This is a genomic window from Duganella sp. AC237, from assembly GCF_979254035.1.
Genome location: NZ_CEEDEW010000003.1, coordinates 38,645 through 56,912, shown reverse-complemented (window position 1 = coordinate 56,912; position 18,268 = coordinate 38,645). Strand labels below are relative to the sequence as shown.

Annotated in this window: 15 protein-coding genes and 1 pseudogene; 9 read left to right on the top strand and 7 right to left on the bottom strand. The window is 62.2% G+C overall.

From position 1 onward, the window contains the following. Nucleotides 1-59 precede the first annotated feature (59 nt). Entirely contained in the window at nucleotides 60-686 is a 627-nt protein-coding gene (locus AC0IYS_RS00625) for a response regulator (RefSeq protein ID WP_471703369.1), read from the bottom strand. A 32-nt stretch (nucleotides 687-718) separates the two neighbouring features. Beyond that, a complete protein-coding gene (locus tag AC0IYS_RS00620; protein WP_471703368.1) occupies nucleotides 719-3,718 on the bottom strand; it encodes a sensor histidine kinase in 3,000 nt (999 codons plus the stop codon). Nucleotides 3,719-3,858: 140 nt separating this feature from the next. Between AC0IYS_RS00620 and AC0IYS_RS00615 the strand changes: the two are divergent. Then, nucleotides 3,859-4,622 (top strand): annotated as a pseudogene (locus tag AC0IYS_RS00615) (SDR family NAD(P)-dependent oxidoreductase). 98 nt (nucleotides 4,623-4,720) lie between these two features. On the opposite strand, the gene AC0IYS_RS00610 reads toward AC0IYS_RS00615, so the two are convergent. After that, a complete protein-coding gene (locus tag AC0IYS_RS00610) occupies nucleotides 4,721-5,596 on the bottom strand; it encodes a LysR family transcriptional regulator (RefSeq protein ID WP_471703367.1) in 876 nt (291 codons plus the stop codon). Between the two features lie 145 nt (nucleotides 5,597-5,741). Between AC0IYS_RS00610 and AC0IYS_RS00605 the strand changes: the two genes are divergently transcribed. The 3 genes from AC0IYS_RS00605 to AC0IYS_RS00595 all read left to right on the top strand — a co-directional run bounded on the left by AC0IYS_RS00605 (nucleotide 5,742) and on the right by AC0IYS_RS00595 (nucleotide 8,902). Then, nucleotides 5,742-6,215 carry a nuclear transport factor 2 family protein gene (locus tag AC0IYS_RS00605; protein WP_471703366.1) on the top strand — a complete coding sequence of 158 codons (474 nt, stop codon included), beginning with the start codon at nucleotides 5,742-5,744 and terminating at the stop codon, nucleotides 6,213-6,215. After that, the gene (locus tag AC0IYS_RS00600) at nucleotides 6,212-7,666 is read left to right on the top strand and encodes an MFS transporter (protein WP_471703365.1); all 1,455 of its coding nucleotides are present in this window, start codon (nucleotides 6,212-6,214) and stop codon (nucleotides 7,664-7,666) included. The genes AC0IYS_RS00605 and AC0IYS_RS00600 overlap by 4 nt, the downstream gene beginning before the upstream one ends. 102 nt (nucleotides 7,667-7,768) lie before the next feature. Further along, nucleotides 7,769-8,902 (top strand): PQQ-dependent sugar dehydrogenase, encoded by a 1,134-nt coding sequence (locus AC0IYS_RS00595; RefSeq protein ID WP_471703364.1) that lies wholly within the window; start codon nucleotides 7,769-7,771, stop codon nucleotides 8,900-8,902. Between the two features lie 83 nt (nucleotides 8,903-8,985). Here the strand turns inward: AC0IYS_RS00595 and AC0IYS_RS00590 are convergent, their stop codons facing one another. Both AC0IYS_RS00590 and glmS read right to left on the bottom strand, forming a co-directional pair. Beyond that, nucleotides 8,986-10,137 (bottom strand): branched-chain amino acid ABC transporter substrate-binding protein, encoded by a 1,152-nt coding sequence (locus AC0IYS_RS00590; protein WP_471703363.1) that lies wholly within the window; start codon nucleotides 10,135-10,137, stop codon nucleotides 8,986-8,988. Between the two features lie 111 nt (nucleotides 10,138-10,248). Further along, nucleotides 10,249-12,078, bottom strand: a complete 1,830-nt coding sequence (gene glmS / locus AC0IYS_RS00585) for a glutamine--fructose-6-phosphate transaminase (isomerizing) (RefSeq protein WP_471703362.1) — start codon at nucleotides 12,076-12,078, stop codon at nucleotides 10,249-10,251. 140 nt (nucleotides 12,079-12,218) lie between these two features. Here glmS and AC0IYS_RS00580 point away from each other — a divergent pair, with 140 nt between their 5' ends. Next, nucleotides 12,219-12,671 carry an Lrp/AsnC family transcriptional regulator gene (locus AC0IYS_RS00580; RefSeq protein WP_471703361.1) on the top strand — a complete coding sequence of 151 codons (453 nt, stop codon included), beginning with the start codon at nucleotides 12,219-12,221 and terminating at the stop codon, nucleotides 12,669-12,671. Between the two features lie 63 nt (nucleotides 12,672-12,734). Here AC0IYS_RS00580 and AC0IYS_RS00575 read toward each other — a convergent pair whose 3' ends face one another. Next, nucleotides 12,735-13,211, bottom strand: coding sequence for a putative quinol monooxygenase (locus AC0IYS_RS00575; RefSeq protein ID WP_471703360.1), 477 nt, complete (start codon nucleotides 13,209-13,211; stop codon nucleotides 12,735-12,737). 189 nt (nucleotides 13,212-13,400) lie between these two features. Between AC0IYS_RS00575 and AC0IYS_RS00570 the strand changes: the two genes are divergently transcribed. Together AC0IYS_RS00570 and AC0IYS_RS00565 are read left to right on the top strand one after the other, a co-directional pair. Further along, nucleotides 13,401-13,925, top strand: a complete 525-nt coding sequence (locus tag AC0IYS_RS00570) for a (R)-mandelonitrile lyase (protein WP_471703359.1) — start codon at nucleotides 13,401-13,403, stop codon at nucleotides 13,923-13,925. Beyond that, on the top strand, nucleotides 13,906-14,745 hold the full coding sequence (locus AC0IYS_RS00565; RefSeq protein ID WP_471703358.1) for a carboxymuconolactone decarboxylase family protein: 840 nt from the start codon (nucleotides 13,906-13,908) through the stop codon (nucleotides 14,743-14,745). The genes AC0IYS_RS00570 and AC0IYS_RS00565 overlap by 20 nt, the downstream gene beginning before the upstream one ends. A 409-nt stretch (nucleotides 14,746-15,154) precedes the next feature. Here AC0IYS_RS00565 and glmU read toward each other — a convergent pair whose 3' ends face one another. Next, complete coding sequence (gene glmU / locus AC0IYS_RS00560; protein WP_471703357.1) at nucleotides 15,155-16,531, bottom strand: bifunctional UDP-N-acetylglucosamine diphosphorylase/glucosamine-1-phosphate N-acetyltransferase GlmU; 1,377 nt, start codon at nucleotides 16,529-16,531, stop codon at nucleotides 15,155-15,157. Between the two features lie 42 nt (nucleotides 16,532-16,573). Between glmU and AC0IYS_RS00555 the strand changes: the two genes are divergently transcribed. Then, nucleotides 16,574-17,455, top strand: coding sequence for a DUF6279 family lipoprotein (locus tag AC0IYS_RS00555; RefSeq protein WP_471703356.1), 882 nt, complete (start codon nucleotides 16,574-16,576; stop codon nucleotides 17,453-17,455). A 65-nt stretch (nucleotides 17,456-17,520) separates the two neighbouring features. Further along, the gene (rsmD, locus tag AC0IYS_RS00550) at nucleotides 17,521-18,177 is read left to right on the top strand and encodes a 16S rRNA (guanine(966)-N(2))-methyltransferase RsmD (RefSeq protein ID WP_471703355.1); all 657 of its coding nucleotides are present in this window, start codon (nucleotides 17,521-17,523) and stop codon (nucleotides 18,175-18,177) included. The last annotated feature ends 91 nt before the right edge of the window (nucleotides 18,178-18,268 follow it).

Below are 18,268 nucleotides of genomic sequence, written 5' to 3'. Positions count from 1 at the left end.
GTCGCGGTCACTGCCGCCTAGGGCCGGTTGTTTTTCACCCTATCGTGTCTTGCAACCGCTCAGTTCTCCCAATAGCCGCGCCGCACGGCGATCATCACCGCATGGGTGCGGTCGCGCGCGTCGAGCTTTTGCAAAATGGCTTTCATGTGGGTCTTGATGGTGTCTTCGCGCAAGCCCAGCTGGTCGGCCACGCGCTGGTTCGAATTGCCGCCACTGACCAGGCGCAGCACCTCGACCTCGCGCTTGCTCAAGGCGTCGAGCTGGAAGCTGTTGACCAGGCTGGCCGCGACCGGCGGCGGCAACAGCCGCCGGCCGGCGTGCACCGAAACGATGTAATCGCTTAAGGCGGTGCGGGCCGTGTTCTTCAGCACATAGCCGGTCGCGCCGGCCTTGAGCGCGCGCGTCACCTGCACATCGCCGTCGAACGTCGTCAGGATGATGACGCGGGCCTCGGGGTCGATCCGGCGTATCGCGCCGGTCGCCTCGATGCCGTTCAAGCCCGGCATCTGCAAATCCATCAGGATGACGTCGGGGCGCCAGCGCCGGTACAGCTCGACGGCCGTGTCGCCGTCTTCGGCCTCCGCCACCACGGCAAATCGCGGGTTGGCCGACAGCACCGCGATGATACCGCTGCGCAGCAAGGGGTGATCGTCGGCGATCATGATGCTGATCTGGTCGTTCTGCATGACTTTGCTCCTGTCGTTATCGCCCGGCCGGGTCAGCGGTCCTGATGCAAGCGGTCCTGATGCAAGCGCGCATAGGCGAGCTTGGCCGGAAGGTCCAGCCGCCAGGCGGTGCCGCCGCCTTCACCGCTGCGCAGCGCCAGCCTGGCGTTGATCCCGGCGGCGCGCTCGTACATCCCGCGCATGCCCCAATGGTTCGGGCGGCCACCGTCATTGAACACCGTGGCGGGCATGCCGATGCCGTTGTCGCTAAGGATACAGCGGAATTCCCGCCCGCCATAGTGGACTTCCACCTCTATCCTGGTCGCCCTGGCGTGGGTGCAGGCATTGGCCATCGCCTCCGTGAGGATCGCCAGGGCTTCCACGTGGACAGTGGCGTCCAGCTGGCGGACGGCGCCGGTAACCGTCACGCCGACCGGGGCCGCATCGCCCTGCCGCAGGCGCGCCGCCGCAGCCCGTAGCGCGTCCTCGAAACCCGGCTTGCCGATTTCGTCGCCCCGCAGTGCGCATATCCGCTCGCGCCCCTCGTTGAGCACCTCGTCCGCCTGCAGCAACGCGCTTTCGATCCGCAGTCGCGCCACGGCGGCCGCCGGCAACTCCAGCATCGCGGCGTGCACGTGCAGCACCAGCGCCTGCACCGATTGCAGCAGCGTGTCGTGCAGCTCGCGGGCGATGCGTTCGCGCTCGTTGACGCGCTCCTGCAGCCGGGCCGCCATCTGCCGGCCCAGCCGGCCGATGCGCCAGCGGTAAGCCAGGTAGACCGCCGACAGCGACACCAGCACGCATAGCGCCTTGAACCACCAGGTCTGCGTCGCCTTGGGCGCGATCTCGAAACCGACCGTGGTGACGGCATCGCTCCACTGGCCGTTGTAGTCCGTCGCGGTGACGCTGAAATCATACCGGCCCGGCGCCAGATTGCCGTAGTAAGCGCTGCGGCGTGCGCCGGCTTCCTGCCATTGGGCATCGACGCCGCCCAGACGGTAGCGGAAGCGCAGGCGTTCCGGCATCGACAGCGCCACACTGGTGTAATCGATCTGCAATGCGGAGTTGCCCGGGGCGAAGCGGATCGGCTGCAGCGGCGGCCTGACGTTGCCGGGCGGACCCAGCGTCTTGATGGTGACCGGCAGCCGGGGCGCGGCCGGCAAGGATGCGGCGGGGTCCAGGCGAAAAAGACCGGTGGTGCGGGCGACCCACAGGCGCCCGTCGGCGGCCAGCACCAGCGATGGTGTCGGCGTGAAGTAGGGCGCGCTGCCTTCCAGTCCGTCGAGCCGGTCCAGCCGCTCATACTGCACGCGGTACGCGCGCCCCCGCTCGAATCTGGCGATCTCGGCGGCGGGAATGCGGAACAGGCCGGCAAATGCATTCAGCCACAGATCGCCGTTTTGCAGCTCCACCATGCCGGAAATACCGTGGAAGGTCTCGCCATCGGCGCCGCTGAGCTGGTTAAACCGGTTTTCCCCGAGCAATGCCAAGCCTCTCTCGCCACCCGCCCATACGTGCCCTGCATGCAGGTGTAGCGCCATCACCGGGCCAAGCGTCAATCCCTCGGCCGGCCCGTAGCTGCGCCACGCCGCGCCTTGCGCTTGGGCCACCAGGCCGGGATGATAGCCGAGCCAGAGGCCGGCGGCGTCCGAGCGGGCCATCACATTGACTTCGGCCTGCCTGCCGGTTTGTTCCCATTGCCCCCGGGGACTGCGGCGATACAAGCCATTTGGAAACAGCGCCACCAGCAGACCGTCGTCCTGGTCCGCCAGCAGCGCCCGCACGCGCGCGCCGCCGACCGCGGCTGGCAGGCCCACCGTCCGGCTGTCCTCGCCCTGAAAACGCCACAACGTGCCGTACGAGGCCCCCCACAGCGCGCCATCGCCGGTGCGGGCCAAGCTGGACAGCAAGCCGTCCCAGCCGGCGCCGTCCACCGTCCGGCGGGGCGTCGCCGTCACTTGGCCGCGCTCGTTCGCCATGGCGTGATACCTGCCGATCCAGACGCCGCCACGCTCGTCGGCAAGCAGCGCGCCGCCGATGGCCGCTTCCGGAACATCGAGCCGGCTCACGCGTTTGGCACGAAACCGGTCGATGCCAGTGGACGTGGACGTCCATATATTTCCTTCGCGATCTTCAAAAATGGCGTGGACGGCGCGCCCGCTCAAGCCCTGGGGCGACGCCGCCCGGGCCGTTACCCGCGCCGTGCGATATTCCAATGCTTCCAGCAGCCCCACCCACAGATCGCCGTGGCGGTCGACCAAAAGACTGCCGGGATCGCCCAGGGATCCCCACTGCCGATACACGGTATTGCGCTGGGGACCTGTCAGCAGATGGAGCCGGCCATGCAGCGCATCCCAGCTGACGACATTGCCATCGGGGAGTTCGAACAGCACGCCGGTGCCGCTGTCGACCGCCGCCCTGGCGAACCGCGTCGCGCCCGGCTTGAGCGAATACACGCCGGCATCGCCCTGCGCCCACAGCACGCCATGCCGATCACGCATCAGGGTTTTATAGCCGCCGCCAGCCACTTGCCAGGCGCCGTCCGCCTTATGCCAGCGGCCACCCTCCAGGTAGAACAGGCCCAACGCGGTGGCCGCCCACATCCGGCCGCCGCCGTCTTGCTCCAGGCCCCAGACGGCGCGCTCGGGCAAGCCGTCCTGTTCGCCGTAACTGCGTATCACCCCTTGCCGCAGGTAGCTGACGCCGCCGGCGCGATAGCCGATCCACAGTCCGCCGTCCGCCGCCGCATTGACAATGCTGACGTATTTGGGCGGCAAGGCGGCATTGACCGGGACAAATTGCTCGAACTGCATGCCGTCGAATCGATACAGTCCGCCCGCCCCGCCCAACCACAGCCAGCCGTCACTGGTCTGCGTCATCGAAATGATCGATTCCGGCGCGCCGTCGCGCGCGCTCCAGCTGGTGTGATGCAAATCGATGGTGGGGGATGACACGGCTTGCGCCCGGCCTGCCGCAGGCAGGGCGCCGCACAAAAACACGGCGCAGCAGGCCAGCACGCCGCGCAGACCGCCGGGCAATGGGCGTATTCTCATGTCACATAGAAATTAGTTATAACTTGGCAACGTTCATCCGCGATTGTATAGAAGATTTCCACCCGATAGTGTGTTTAGGGCAGTTGCTCTTTGGGATATCCTGTGTTTTCAACCACAAGAGCCAACCAAGGAGAATCGACATGGACTTGCAACTCAATGGCAAACTGGCGCTCGTCAGCGGAAGCACGGCGGGCATCGGCTACGCGATCGCGGCGACGCTGGCGCGGGAGGGCGCCAGCGTCATCGTCAGCGGCAGGACCCAGGCCGGGGTCGACGACGCGGTGAACCGCATACGGGAGGAAACGCAGGGCACGGTTTACGGCTATGCCGGCGACCTGAGCCTGGCGGAGGAGGCAAAGGAAGTGGTGCGGCGTTATCCGGGCATCAGCATCCTGGTCAACAATCTCGGCATCTTCGAGCCCAAGGCGTTCGAAGATATTCCCGACGAGGATTGGCTGCGGTTTTTCGACGTCAACGTGCTCAGCGGCGTACGGCTCGCGCGCCTGGTGCTGCCCGAGATGAAACGGGCGAACTGGGGCCGCATCATCTTCATCTCGAGCGAAAGCGCGGTGCAGATCCCCACCGAAATGATCCATTACGGCATGACGAAGACTGCGCAACTTGCCGTCTCGCGCGGCTTGGCGGAATCGGTCGCCGGCACCGGCATCACGGTCAACAGCGTCCTGCCCGGCCCGACGAAGTCGCGGCGCGCGCGAGCGACAAGAGCTTCGAGCAGATCGAAGCGGAGTTCTTCGACCACGTGCGTCCGACGTCCCTGATCAAGCGCTTCGGCACGCCGCAGGAAGTGGCGTCGCTCGTGGCCTACGTGGCCAGCCCGCTGGCGTCGGCGACCACCGGCGCGGCGCTACGTGTCGATGGCGGCGTCGTCAAGAGCGCGTTCTAGCGATCGTGCACGCGCCGGTGAGGCGTTGCCGAACAGCTCGGTAGTCCACTCGGTGAACGCCCGTACCGCTGGTCTGGGTCATTCCCTCCCTGGTATGGCTAGCGATGTCGCGTTGGCGCAAACGCAGGCGATAGCATGGTATCGGCAATATCCAGCAGCGCCCGCAGGCGATCCATATGCCGCAGGTCATGGTGGTAGCCAACCCAGATATCCCTGCCCGGCGGCGGCTCGGATGTCTCGATGCGTTGTAACCCGGGTGTCGCATCGCCAAGTGGCCTCGGCAGTACTGCCACACCCATACCTTGCGCGCACATGCGCGCCTGCACCGCGCGGCTTGTGCTAGTGAAGACACGCCGGGATAGCGGGAACCGGTCAAGCAGCCAGGCGACATCGGGAAAGTGCGACTGCGCCGAATTCATGAGTATGAGTCCGACCGAAGCCGGATCCCTTTGCAACGCCCGCGCGGATTCGTCCGAGCCGTAGAGGCCGTACGGAATGCTCATCAGGCGGCGCTGGACGATGTCCGGTTCCGTGAAGGGCACGATACGGAAGGCCACGTCGGCCTCGCGACGCGACAGATCGAGCAGCCGGTAGCTGGCGATCACCTCGGGCACGATGGCTGGATGGCGGCGAGTCAATTCAGCCAGCACGGGCGCGAGAACATAGCCGGCAAACCACTCCGCCGAAGATATCCGTAACACGCCTTCGAGGCGTTCGTGGTTGCCCGCCAACCGCCGTTCCATGGCCAGGCCGGAATTTTCCATGGATTCCGCCAGCGCCAGCACCGCGTCCCCGGTGTCCGTCAGTACCAGCCCATCCTTGGTCCGGCGGAAGAGCGCCTGCTCCGCCTCGTCTTCGAGCGCCTTGATCCGCCGACCCACGGTCGGATGACTTACCCCGAGTCTGCGCGCCGCCTCGCCCAGAGAACCGGAACGGACCACCGCTAGAAAAATTCGGACGTCGCTCCATTCCATGTGTCAAAACCCGTTCAAAAATGTACGCCGAATATACAGGAATGGCAGTTCACCGACAAATCTGTTTGCAGCATCATGGCGCCTGTTCGAGCTGGCCCGTGCAGGGTCGGCATTTTCAAATGCTCATCCCATCAGGAGATTTCCGATGTCAAAAGAACTTGAAGCACGCCTGGACGCCATCGAAAGCCGTTTCGCCATCGATGCACTCATCGCCAATTACGCGGAAGCGTTCGACACAATGAACATGGCCCTGCTTGCCACCCTCTGGCATCCCGACTCGCGTCTGTTGCTTGGACAGAACGGCAACTCCGAGGGCCTGGAGGCGATCCTGGCCCAGGCCGAAGTCAACATGAAACGCATGCCCCACATGCACCACTGGATGGCCAACGCGCTGATCACCGTGGAAGGCGATAGCGCTCATGGGCTGGTAGCGGCGGACTGCATTTTCTACGACGTCGACCAAGGCCCGTTGCAGGTAAGTGGCCAGTACAAGGATATCTATGATCGGCGGGACGGTCGCTGGGCATTCGTCGAGCGCAAGTTCACAATGCACTATGCAACGCCGCTGAAAAATTGGGCACCGGTCGCAGGCACGGAGCGCTTCGGCCTTCCGGCGTGACCCAGACATTTTCCACTGAAATCATGCAAACGACGACATCCGCCACGCGCCGCTGGTCGGCATTTGCGGTGTTACTGGTGGGGGCATTTTTGCCCCCGCTGGATTTTTTCATCGTGAATGTCGCCCTGCCGTCCATCCAGAGCTCGCTTCATGCCAGCGCTGCGGAACTACAACTTGTTATTTCCGGATATGCCTCGGCCTATGCGGTCTTCCTCATTACCGGTGGCCGGCTCGGTGACCTGTACGGTCGGCGCAAAATCTTCCTGATTGGCATCAGCGGCTTCGGACTGACTTCGGTATTGTGCGGTCTGGCCACTTCACCGGCCTTGCTGATCGTCGGTCGCATTCTTCAAGGCTTGAGTGCGGCCGCCATGGCGCCACAAGGCCTGGCGTCTATCCACGCGCTGTTTCCGGAGCATGAGCGTGCACGCGCGCTGGGCCTGTACGGTGCCGCTGTCGGACTGGCAGCGGTGGCCGCGCAAGCCCTCGGTGGGGCGTTGATTTCCGCAGACTTCTTTCACCTGGAATGGCGCATCATTTTTCTGATTAACCTGCCGGTGGTCGCGGCCGTCCTCATTTTCGGCTTCCCACTGCTGCCTGACGTACGCGGCGATCATCCCGCGCCGCTCGACAAAACCGGAATGTTGCTGTGTGCTCTCACGCTCGCCTTGTTGATTGTTCCGCTGGTCGAGGGACGGGAGTTGGGTTGGCCTTGGTGGGCCTGCGCGATGCTCACCGCTTTTCCTTTCGCTGGCGTTTGCTTCTGGAAGTACGAAAAGGCCTATGCCGCTCGAGGCGGCGTTCCGCTCATCAGTGTTGAGCTGGTCAAACTGCCTGGGCTGATGAGTGGCCTCACAGGTGTGCTCTTCTTCTATGTCGTCTCGGCCTTTTTCCTGGTCTTCTCCGTTTATCTGCAATCGGTAGTCGGGCTGAGTCCCCTGGAAACGGGGTTGGTCTTCCTGCCCTTCGGCATAGGCGCCTTCATCGGCCCGCTGACGACGCCGCTGGCCATACGCGTTTTCGGAAGGTTCGTTCCCGCCATCGGCATGATGCTCGAAGTCGCCGGTTGCGTGATCCTGACCGTGATTGTGGCATCCGCGCCTGGCCGGATGCCAGCGCACATTCCGCTGGTCATTGCAGTGGGGCTATTGGGCTTCGGTCAGGGATGGGCGCTGCCGACACTCGTGCGCGCCATCATCAATCGGGCACCGGTAACCGGCTCCGGGATGATCGCCGGCATCACCAACTCAGCCTTGCAGATCAGCGCCGCGCTTGGCGTTGCGGTCATGGGGGGCATCTTCTTCACCGTGGCAGGGGCATCGCCCGACGCAGTCTCGATGGCGAAGGCGCTAGCCGCCGCAATGCTGTGCGTCGCAGCCAGCCTGTCGATCTCTGCGATCTTTTCTATCGTGGCGTCGAGGCCGCAGCAGCCGCTGACAGGCCGCGACTAGCGGAGCGTCTGCAATGGGAGTTTTGCTCTACACTCCCAACCAAACCGGCGCGAATCGGCATACTTTTCGGCCTAACAACCCGCGAATGGAGATTTGGAAAACATGAATATGAGCATGCTCGGCCTTGCCACCACTTTCTCGCTCACCCTGCTCGCGCTCGCCGCCCCGGCAGCCGCGAACGCGCGGGCCGGTGCATCCGCGGCCGGCGGCCTGCCTTTCGAGGTCAAGCCGGTCGGCACATTCAAGAGCCCATGGGCCCTGGCATTTCTGCCCGATGGCAACATGCTGGTGACGGAAAAGGAGGGGACGATGATCCTGTTCGATCCCGCAACCGGAACCAAGCGGACAGTGTCCGGCACACCCGCCGTCAGCAGCAGGGACCAGGGCGCGCTCATGGACGTCGTGCCCGCTCCCGATTTTGCGGCCAGCAAGCTGCTCTACTTCAGCTACTCCGAGGCGGCGCCCGGTGGTGGCAGCCGGGTCGTGCTGGCAACCGCGACGCTGGATCAGGCAGGTGGCACGCTCAAGGAAACAAAGGCCATTTTCCGCAGCCAGGATGCCTCGACTGGCGGGCACTATTCGGGCCGTATCGGTTTTTCGCCGGATGGCAAATATCTCTTCTTCACCAGTGGCGACCGCCAGCTTTTCGATCCGGCGCAGGATCCCAAGTCGACGCTCGGCAAGGTGCTGCGCCTGAACCTCGACGGCACGCCGGCCGCCGGCAACCCGCTCGCGGCCAAGGGCTTCCATGCCGCCGTCTGGTCGTACGGCCACCGCAACCTGCTGGGCATCGCCTTCGACCGGCAGGGACGCCTGTGGGAAATGGAGATGGGGCCGCGCCATGGCGACGAGATCAACCTGATCAAGCCAGGGCTCAACTATGGCTGGCCGAAGGCATCCAATGGCAACCACTATGACGGCCGGGACATCCCCGACCACGCGCCTGGCGACGGCTTCGAGGCCCCGAAAGTGTCCTGGAATCCTGCCATTTCACCGGGCGGCCTCGCCTACTACGATGCCGACCTGTTCCCGAAGTGGAAAAATTCCCTCTTCATCACCGGTCTGTCGGGCAAGTCGCTGGACCGCATCGCCCTCGACGGCGAGAACGCGACCAAGCAGGAACATTGGGACATGGGTGAACGAATCCGCGCCGTGCGCACCGGGCCGGATGGCGCGCTGTGGGTGCTGGAAGACGGTCCGCGCGGCCGGTTGCTGATGCTCACACCGAAGAGGTAGGCCACTTTGTTCATCACCAAGTACCTGGTTTCTTGGAAGACCCAACTTCCATGTCAGCATGGCCGTCGTTCGGACTCTCCGCGTCAGCGCAGGACTGCCAGCTTGGCTTTCTTGCCGTTGCGGAAGGTATAGATCGTCATCGCCGCGTCGCGCAAATCGCCCTTCTGATCGAAGGCGATGCTGCCGGTAACGCCATCGTGCCTGACCGCAGCCAACGCAGGCAGGAATCTCGCTGGATCGCTTGAATTGGATGTCTGCATCGCTTTAGCGAACACCATCACCGCATCGTAGGCGTAGGGCGCATACGTCTGCACCGGGATCTTGTAGCGCTGCTGGTACCGCTGCGCGAACGCATTCAGGCCCGCTTCCTGCTCAGCGCCGACGCCGCCGGCCACCACGCAGTACACCTTGTCGTCGACCAGCGCGTCGCCGGCCAGCTGCGGCATTCTTTCCGAGCAGACGCCGTCGCCCGAAATGAGTTTGGCGCGCAGCCCGAGCGCCTTCATTTGTTTGAGCATCGGGCCAGCCACCGCATCCATGCCACCATAAAAAATCACGTCCGGATCGCGCGCGCGGATCTGGGTCAGGATGGCGCTGAAATCGGTTGCCTTGTCGTTGGTGAACTGGCGGCTGACGACACTCCCTCCCGCCCCCGCGTTTTTGAGGCCCTTGACGAATTCGTCCGCCAGCCCCTGGCCGAAGGCGGTGCGGTCATCGATCACGGCGATCTTCTTTGCTTTAAGCGTGCCGGTCGAATAAGTGGCCAGCGTGCGTCCGATCAGGTTGTCGTTGGCGACCACGCGAAAGGCCGTGCTGAAACCTTGTTTGGTGTAGGCGGGCGTCGTGGCTGCTGGCGAAATCTGCGGAATGCCGGCGCTGGCGTAGATTTTCGATGCCGGCACTGTCGTGCCCGAATTCAGGTGCCCCACCACGGCCACCACTTTCGCATCGACCAGTTTTTGCGCGACCGCTGCGCCGGTTTTTGGATCGGCGCCGTCGTCCTCGGGTTGCAAGACCCATTGCACCCTTCTGCCGCCGAGCACGATGCCTTTCGTGTTGAGTTCATCTGTCGCCATGCGGGCGCCGTTTTCGATGTCCTTGCCCGCATGGGCGCTGGGGCCGGAGAGCGGAGATGCAGTGCCGATTCTGACTTGCAAAACCTTGCCTGCCGGCTGGGCCTGGGCAAGCGGCACCGCGACGAGGGAGGACGCAGCGGCGATGACAAGAAAATGCATGGCGGGCCTTTAGGAGACGGGCGTTTGATTGTACTGCCACGCCGCGTCATGACGGAAAAGCAATCGTGCGCACGCCTTCAGGCGGCCCTGATCGGCTGGTGTGAACGGCCTCTACTCCACCGTTACCGACTTTGCCAAATTCCTAGGCTTGTCCACATCCGTCCCCCGCGCCAGCGCGGAGTGATACGCCAGCAGCTGCAACGACACCACGTGCAGGATCGGCGACAGCAAACCATAGTGCTCGGGCAAGCGGATCACGTGGATGCCTTCGCCTGATGTAATCCGCGAATCGACGTCGGCGAACACGTACAGCTGGCCTCCGCGGGCCCGCACTTCCTGCATGTTCGATTTCAACTTCTCAATCAGCGCGTCGTTCGGTGCGATGGTGACGACCGGCATTTCCTCGGTCACCAGCGCCAGCGGGCCGTGCTTCAACTCGCCCGCCGGATACGCCTCGGCGTGGATATACGAAATCTCCTTGAGCTTGAGCGCGCCTTCGAGCGCGATCGGGTAGTGCATGCCGCGCCCCAGGAACAACGCGTTTTCCTTGCGCGCGAAATCGTCGGCCCAGGCGATGATCAACGGTTCCAGCGCCAGCACGGCGGAAATCGCGACCGGCAGGTGGCGCATCGCTTTCAGGTGATGCGTTTCCTCTTCGTCCGTGAGGCGGCCGTTGATTTGCGCCAGCGACAACGTCAGCAGGAACAAGGCGGCGAGCTGCGTGGTGAACGCCTTGGTCGAGGCGACGCCCACTTCCACGCCGGCGCGCGTGATGTAGGCCAGCTTGCATTCGCGCACCATGGCGCTGGTGGCGACGTTGCAGATGGTCAGCGTGTGCTCCATGCCGAGGCTGCGCGCGTGCTTGAGCGCGGCCAGGGTGTCGGCCGTTTCGCCGCTTTGCGAGATGGTGACGACCAAGGTGTTGGGATGCGGCACGCTGTCGCGGTAGCGGTATTCGCTGGCGATTTCGACGTTGACCGGGATCTTGGCGACCGATTCGATCCAGTATTTGGCCGTCAGGCCGGAGTAGTAACTGGTGCCGCAGGCGAGGATGAGCACGCGGTCGATCTGCTTGAAGACGTTGTAGGCGCCGTCGCCGAACAGCTCCGGCATGATGCCGGTGACGCCTTCGAGCGTGTCGCCGATGACGCGCGGTTGCTCGAAGATTTCCTTCTGCATGTAGTGGCGGTACGGGCCCAGCTCGGCCGCGCCGGTGTGCGCCAGCACGGTTTTGACTTCACGCTGCACCGGCTTGCCGTTGACGTCGACGATCCAGGTGCGGCCCAGTTGCAGGTCGACCACGTCGCCTTCTTCCAGGTAGATGATCTGGTCGGTGGTGCCGGCCAGCGCCATGGCGTCGGAGGCGACGAAGTTTTCGCCCTGGCCGATGCCGACGATCAGCGGCGATCCCTGGCGGGCGGCGACCACGCGGTGCGGCTCTTCCCGGCTGAACACGGCAATGGCGTAGGCGCCTTGCAGGCGTTTGACGGCGTGCTGGACGGTGTCGAACAGGTCGCCGTTGTACATGTGGTCGACCAGGTGGGCGATCACTTCGGTGTCGGTCTGGCTTTGGAAGACGTAGCCGAGCGCGGTCAGTTCGGCGCGCAGTTCGTCGTGGTTTTCAATGATGCCGTTGTGGACCAGGGCGATGCGCGCCTGGTCGGCCGATGGCGAGAAGTGCGGGTGGGCGTTGTGCGAGGCCGGGGCGCCGTGCGTGGCCCAGCGCGTGTGGGCGATGCCGGTGAAGCCTTTCATGTGCGCTTCGTCGATTTGCTTTTCTAGGTCGGCCACGCGCGAGGTGCTGCGCGAGCGTTGCAGTTGGCCGTCGACGTGCAGGGCGACGCCGCAGGAGTCGTAGCCGCGGTATTCCAGGCGCTTGAGGCCTTCGATCAGGATCGGGGTGATGTTGCGTTGCGCTACCGCGCCGACGATGCCGCACATAGAAAACCTCTTCTGTTAAGTTAGGAGGCCATCGTAGAGCAGCCCCAGTGAAATATGCTTTCTTATTGACTCATCTTCTGAAATAATCTTTCATCACTTCGATATCGTGAAATATTATTTCATTTAGGCTGAAAAATTTTATGGATGAGATAGATCGTCGCATTCTCAATGTGCTGCAGGTTGATGCGTCACAAACCAATAGCGAGCTGGCGCTGGCTGTCCATGTGTCGCCGCCGACCTGTCTGCGCAGGGTCAAGCAATTGACGGACACCGGCGTCATTCAACGGCAGGTGGCGATTGTCGCGCCGGAGAAGGTGGGCCCGAGCCTGACGGCGATCGTGGAGATTTCGCTGGATGTGCAGGCGGCCGAGCGCATGGCGGAGTTCGAGGCGCATGTGGCCGGTGAGGATGCCGTGCTGCAGTGTTATCGGGTAGCGCCGGGTCCGGATTTCGTGCTGATCGTGCAGGTGGCCGATATGCCCGCATATCATGCGCTGGCGCATCGGTTGTTCGCGACGCAGACCAACGTCAGGAACGTGAAGGCTTACTTTTCTACGTTCCGGAGTAAGTTTGAGACGCGGATTGCGGTTTGAACGGTTCTGCGTCCGCAGTCGATAGCGGACGGCTCAGCGGACGGCACTGTAGCTTCCGGAAAATTATCGATTAATGGTCAACTTCCTGAATATTCCCGGCATGGTGGCTGCGTCCAAGGATTGCATATCAACTAACTTCAGCGATTTGACCATGTGGAGCGTCCCGGATTTGTATTTTTGAAAATGCGGAGTCTTGAGGTGCGCTTCATATGCCTCGCGACTCGCGTACATCTCAAGGATCCTGAACTCGGTATCCTTATCTCGTTGATACATCGGGAAAATCGCAATCACGCCAGGCTCCAGTCTCACCGAGGCTTCCGCTTCGCCTTTGAGGATTGCCTTGTATTGTTCCAGGTACTTTTCGTCCACTTCGATTTCCGAGATGCGCACCATCATTTCCTGAGCTTGCGCGTTCGCGACGTTGCCGCCAATGAGAAGAAAAGCGGCGCCTACTGCCGCGAAGAATTTTCGGATCGGGTTCGACAATGGGCGGCCACGAGTTTTTTGTACCGCCATCGATTTGTCTTTCCATCTAGTCATTTCATGACTCCTTTATGGTCTCCATTTCCGATGCAAGGATAGACGGAGATGTGATCGATGCAAATGGAATTTTGGCTCATCGAGAGGATCAGGCAATGAATCGGCAGGATGAGGATACCGTTCCAATCGTACTGGCCGCAAGCTTGTCGAAGCTACTGAATCGCACTCAATCTTGTTAAAGGAAAGCACATGAAGATCAAACCCGGCATGCGGCGCTGGCTTTCGGCAATCATGATCGGCATGTTTGCCATGGCTGGCCTCCACGCACAGGAGGTGCCGGCAGCCAAGACCGGCAATGCGAATGCCAATCCAGCCCAAATGCTGATCGCCCGCGCGGGCAGCCAGGCGTCGACCAAAGGACCGGCGCAGAACTTCACGGGAAGTGTGCGTGTTGATCCACTGTTTGGCGTGCACGCGCCATCGACCGTGTCCGGCGGTGCGGTGACGTTTGAGCCGGGTGCACGCTCGGCCTGGCATAGCCACCCGATGGGACAGGTACTGATCGTCACTGCAGGTGCGGGACTCATACAGCAGTGGGGCGGTGTCGTAGAGCAAGTCCGTCCGGGCGACGTCATCTGGACTCCGCCTGGCGTCAAGCACTGGCATGGCGCCGCGCCAACGACGGCAGTGACGCACATTGCCGTTCAGGAGAGCGCCAATGGCAAGAATGTCGAATGGATGGAGAAAGTCAGCGATGACCAATACAGGCAATAAGCGCGCCCCATCGAAATGGGCACTGGCCGGCACCGTCGCGCTGTGTGGCATATCGATGCTTGCCTTGCCAGGCGGTGCGACGGCACAGGCGCCCAAGCCCGCCAACAGTCGTTCATCCCCATCAAAGGAGATTCAAATGCTTGCTCCCGCACTCGAAAGCTATACCCAAGGCCTGCTACTCGGCGAGGTCTGGGCGCGTCCTGACTTATCGCCACGAGACCGCAGCATTGTCACACTCACGGTGTTGATCGCTAGGAACCAACCCTTGGAGCTGCCGTTTTACCTGAACCGGGCGCTCGACAATGGTGTCACGCCTGGAGAGATATCGGAAATTATCACGCACCTGGCTTTCTATTCCGGCTGGCCGAACGCCATGGCGGCCGTCAGCGCAGCCAAGCAGGTCTTTGCGGAGCGCAAGATCACCAGCGAACAGTTGCCATCGGCGAAAGGGCAATTGTTGCCGCTCGATATGGAGGCGGACGACAAGCGCGCCAAATCGGTCGAGGAAAATTTCGGCAAGGTAGCGCCGGGCGTGGTTCAGTACACGACCAACGCCTTGTTCCGTGATCTCTGGTTGCGCCCTGGCCTGGCGCCTCGCGACCGCAGCATGGTCACTGTCAGCGCGCTTGTCGCTTCTGGCCAGGTGGCGCAAATCACTTACCACCTGAACCGGGCAATGGATAGCGGCCTCACCGAAAAGCAGGCCTCCGAGATGCTTACCCAGTTGGCCTTCTACGCGGGCTGGCCGAATGTGTTTTCTGCCATGCCGGTCTTCAAAGACATATTTGCGAAGCGCACTGTTGATGCGGCAGGTAAGTGAGGTTTGGGGTTCATCATGGGCTGGTTGTCCAACGGTTATACGAGGGTTTTGCACAAGGTTGTTCACATCTTATTTTTAGCTCCTGGGCTTTTCCCGTAGTTTGCACAGCTTGTTCAGGCGCTTTCCACGCGCTTATACCCAGGCTTATCCACAATTAAAAGTTATCCTGCGTTACCCACATGATTTCCCACAGGCTTATCCACAAGACGGCCAATATCACGGCTTAGTGCGGCTTTGCGGATCGTCGGCGCTCACGCGAGTCAAGTTGTTCAGTGGATTTCCCCCGCTTATACCCGGCTTCTTCAGGGCTTATCAGCAGGCTTCTCCACATCCTTATCCACAAATAAAAAAGCCGGGATAGTTATCCCGGCTTGTTCTAGTGGATGTCCACACGTTTATCCACAACACCTCATTTTGGCTTTTTGACCGGGCGGCTCCAGTTGTCGATCGTGATCTGGCGCGGACGGGAAATCGTCAGCTTGCCGGCCGGCGCATCCTTGCTCAGGGTGGTGCCGGCGCCGAGGGTGGCGCCTTTGCCTACCGTCACCGGGGCGATCAGTTGGCTGTCGCTGCCGATGAAGGCATCGTCCTCGATGACCGTGCGCGATTTGTTCACCCCGTCATAGTTGCAGGTGATCGTGCCGGCGCCGATGTTGACGCGCGAGCCGATAGTGGCGTCGCCGATGTAGGCCAGGTGGTTGGCCTTGCTGTGCGCGGCGACCTGGCCGTTCTTGATTTCGACGAAGTTGCCGACGTGAACGTCCTCGGCCAGCACGGTGCCCGGGCGCAGGCGCGCATATGGGCCGATGATCGAGACTTCGCCCACCACCGCCTCTTCGATATGGCAGAAGGGCTTGATCTGGGCGCCCGCCAGGATGCGGGCGTTGACGATGACGTTGTGCGCGCCGACACGCACGCCGTCACCCAGCTCGACCTTGCCTTCGAACACGCAGCCGACGTCGATGGTGACGTCGCGGCCACAGATCAGTTCCCCACGGACATCGATGCGCGCCGGGTCCATCAACGTCACGCCCTGTTCCAGCAGCTTGAGGGCGATGTTGCGCTGATGAATGCGTTCGAGCTCGGCCAGCTGCACTTTGCTGTTGACGCCGGCCACTTCCCACTGCGCCGACGGTTGCGCCGAGACTACCCGCACGCCGTCCGCCACGGCTTGCGCGACGATGTCGGTGAGGTAGTACTCGCCCTGGGCGTTGTTGTTCTTGAGCGCGGCCAGCCAGCGCTTCAGGTGGACGGTCGGCGCGACCATGATGCCGCTGTTAATTTCCTTGATGGCGCGCTCGGCGTCGGTGGCGTCCTTCTGCTCGACGATGCGGACGATCTCGCCGCTCATTGCCCCCCCCTCGCGCACGATGCGGCCCAGCCCGAACGGATCGTCCTGCTCGACCGTCAGGATGCCCAGCTTGTCGTTGCCGGCCACGTCGATCAGCGCTTGCAGCGAGGCGGACGTGGTCAGCGGCACGTCGCCGTACAGGATCAGGGTTGGCACGCTGTCGTCGAGCTCCGGCAGCGCCTGCATGACGGCGTGCCCGGTGCCCAGCTGCGGTTCTTGCAGCGCGGTGGCGACCTTTTCCGGCTGCCTGGCCAGCAGTTCCTGCACGGCAGCGCCCCCATGTCCGTAAATAACGCATAATCGGCTGGCAGACAGGCTGCGCGCGGTATCGAGCACATGCAAAAGCATGGGCTTGCCGGCCAGTGGATGCAAAACCTTCGGCAGCGCGGATTGCATGCGTTTGCCCATACCCGCGGCGAGAATAACGACGTTCATAAGAAGCCAGATAGAGTGAGTGAGTAAATGCAAAAGTCTAACATGTCCCAAAACGGCAACCGAACGCTAAGCCGCCTTTTCCTGATTGCGCTCATGGCCGTGCTGGCCGCGTGCAGTTCGCTGCGCCTGGCCTATAACAATGGCGACACCTTGCTGTACTGGTGGCTGGACGGCTACGTCGATCTGACCTCCGATCAAAAAGGCGTGGTGCAGAAGGAGATCGACAAGCTGTTCAGCTGGCACCGCAAGACCCAGTTGAACGACTACGTGCAGATCCTGCAAACGGGACAAAAGCAGTTGGCCGGCAACCTGACGGCAGCCGACCTGCAAGCCGATTACGACGATATCAAGGGCCGCACGCAGAAACTGCTGCTGAAGGCGGCGCCGGAGCTGGCCGGCCTGGCGACGTCGCTGGAGCCGGACCAGATCGACAACCTGGAGAAGAAGTTCGCCTCCAACCTCGACGATTTCCGCAAGAAGAACATGAAGGGCAGCAAGGAAGACCAGCAAAAATTCCGCTACAAGAAATCGATGGAACAGTTCGAACTGTGGTTCGGCAAGTTCTCGAAGACGCAGGAAGAAGAGATCCGCAAGGCTTCCGATGCCCGTCCGCTGGACAACGAAATCTGGCTCAACGAGCGTAAGCGCCGTCAAAACGCCATCCTGAGCCTGGTGCGCAAAGTGAAGCAGGAGAAGTTGAGCAAGGAGGCGACCATTCCGCTGATCAATACGCTGATCAAGGATTCCTTCAACCGTCTGGAGAATTCCGAGCACAAACAGTTCTTCGAGGCGTCCGAGCAGGGCAGTTTGCAGCTGATTTTGACGGTGGTGAAGATCGCCACGCCGGAACAGAAGGCGCACGCGCAGAAGCGCATGCAGGGCTGGATCGACGACTTCCGCAGCCTGGCGGCGGAGGCCCGCTGACCAGCGCCAGCAAGCCCGTATGGTATAGTGGACCCTGTTGAATCAATGACTTAGAACACAGCCACATGCCAAAGAAGCCAGCAAGCAAAGCCGCAAAACCAGCAAAAGTCCCGGTCCACGGTCCCCAGCACAGCAATCAGGTGCGCATCATCGGCGGGGCGTGGAAACGCACTCCGCTGCCGGTATTGAGCGCGCAGGGCTTGCGGCCGACGCCGGATCGCGTGCGCGAGACGGTGTTCAACTGGATCAACCACCAGCGCGACGCCAACTGGGCCGATGCGCAAGTACTGGATCTGTTCGCCGGCAGCGGCGCGCTCGGCTTCGAGGCCGCCAGCCGTGGCGCCAAGTCGGTCATGATGATCGACTCCAACGTGCCAGTCGTGCGACAGCTCGACGAAGTCAAGACCAAGCTTAAGGCGGACAATGTGCAGATCATGCGCGGCGACGCGTTGGCGGTGGCGCAGTCGGCCGCCGCGCGCGGCCAGAAATTCGACCTGATTTTCCTCGATCCACCCTATCAGCAAGAGTTTTTGGAGCGCTGCCTGCCGCAGTGCACAAGAATCCTGAAAGAGGGCGGCTTGGTGTACGCCGAGTCCGGCGCGGCGCTGGAATTCGACGCGGACGCTACGCCCGATTGGATGGCGCAATGGGAAGTGATCCGCGCCGATAAGGCGGGAATGGTATTCTTCCACTTGCTCAAGTTGAAGGCATTAGTGGCTTAGTAACAACTAAGTTGCAACTAGTTCCCTGCAAACTGCCCGATATTAAGGCAAACATCGTTTTTCAGGCATAATGCGCGTTCTATATTGGTGC

Bases quoted from the DNA above. Each gene is read 5' to 3' on its own strand.
- AC0IYS_RS00605 (WP_471703366.1), top strand. From the start codon at position 5,742: ATGTCAAAAGAACTTGAAGCACGCCTGGACGCCATCGAAAGCCGTTTC.
- AC0IYS_RS00625 (WP_471703369.1), bottom strand. From the start codon at position 686: ATGCAGAACGACCAGATCAGCATCATGATCGCCGACGATCACCCCTTG.
- AC0IYS_RS00565 (WP_471703358.1), top strand. From the start codon at position 13,906: ATGACCAATACAGGCAATAAGCGCGCCCCATCGAAATGGGCACTGGCC.
- AC0IYS_RS00575 (WP_471703360.1), bottom strand. From the start codon at position 13,211: ATGACTAGATGGAAAGACAAATCGATGGCGGTACAAAAAACTCGTGGC.
- AC0IYS_RS00580 (WP_471703361.1), top strand. From the start codon at position 12,219: ATGGATGAGATAGATCGTCGCATTCTCAATGTGCTGCAGGTTGATGCG.
- glmU (WP_471703357.1), bottom strand. From the start codon at position 16,531: ATGAACGTCGTTATTCTCGCCGCGGGTATGGGCAAACGCATGCAATCC.
- AC0IYS_RS00555 (WP_471703356.1), top strand. From the start codon at position 16,574: ATGTCCCAAAACGGCAACCGAACGCTAAGCCGCCTTTTCCTGATTGCG.
- rsmD (WP_471703355.1), top strand. From the start codon at position 17,521: ATGCCAAAGAAGCCAGCAAGCAAAGCCGCAAAACCAGCAAAAGTCCCG.
- AC0IYS_RS00570 (WP_471703359.1), top strand. From the start codon at position 13,401: ATGAAGATCAAACCCGGCATGCGGCGCTGGCTTTCGGCAATCATGATC.
- AC0IYS_RS00620 (WP_471703368.1), bottom strand. From the start codon at position 3,718: ATGAGAATACGCCCATTGCCCGGCGGTCTGCGCGGCGTGCTGGCCTGC.
- glmS (WP_471703362.1), bottom strand. From the start codon at position 12,078: ATGTGCGGCATCGTCGGCGCGGTAGCGCAACGCAACATCACCCCGATC.
- AC0IYS_RS00590 (WP_471703363.1), bottom strand. From the start codon at position 10,137: ATGCATTTTCTTGTCATCGCCGCTGCGTCCTCCCTCGTCGCGGTGCCG.
- AC0IYS_RS00610 (WP_471703367.1), bottom strand. From the start codon at position 5,596: ATGGAATGGAGCGACGTCCGAATTTTTCTAGCGGTGGTCCGTTCCGGT.
- AC0IYS_RS00595 (WP_471703364.1), top strand. From the start codon at position 7,769: ATGAATATGAGCATGCTCGGCCTTGCCACCACTTTCTCGCTCACCCTG.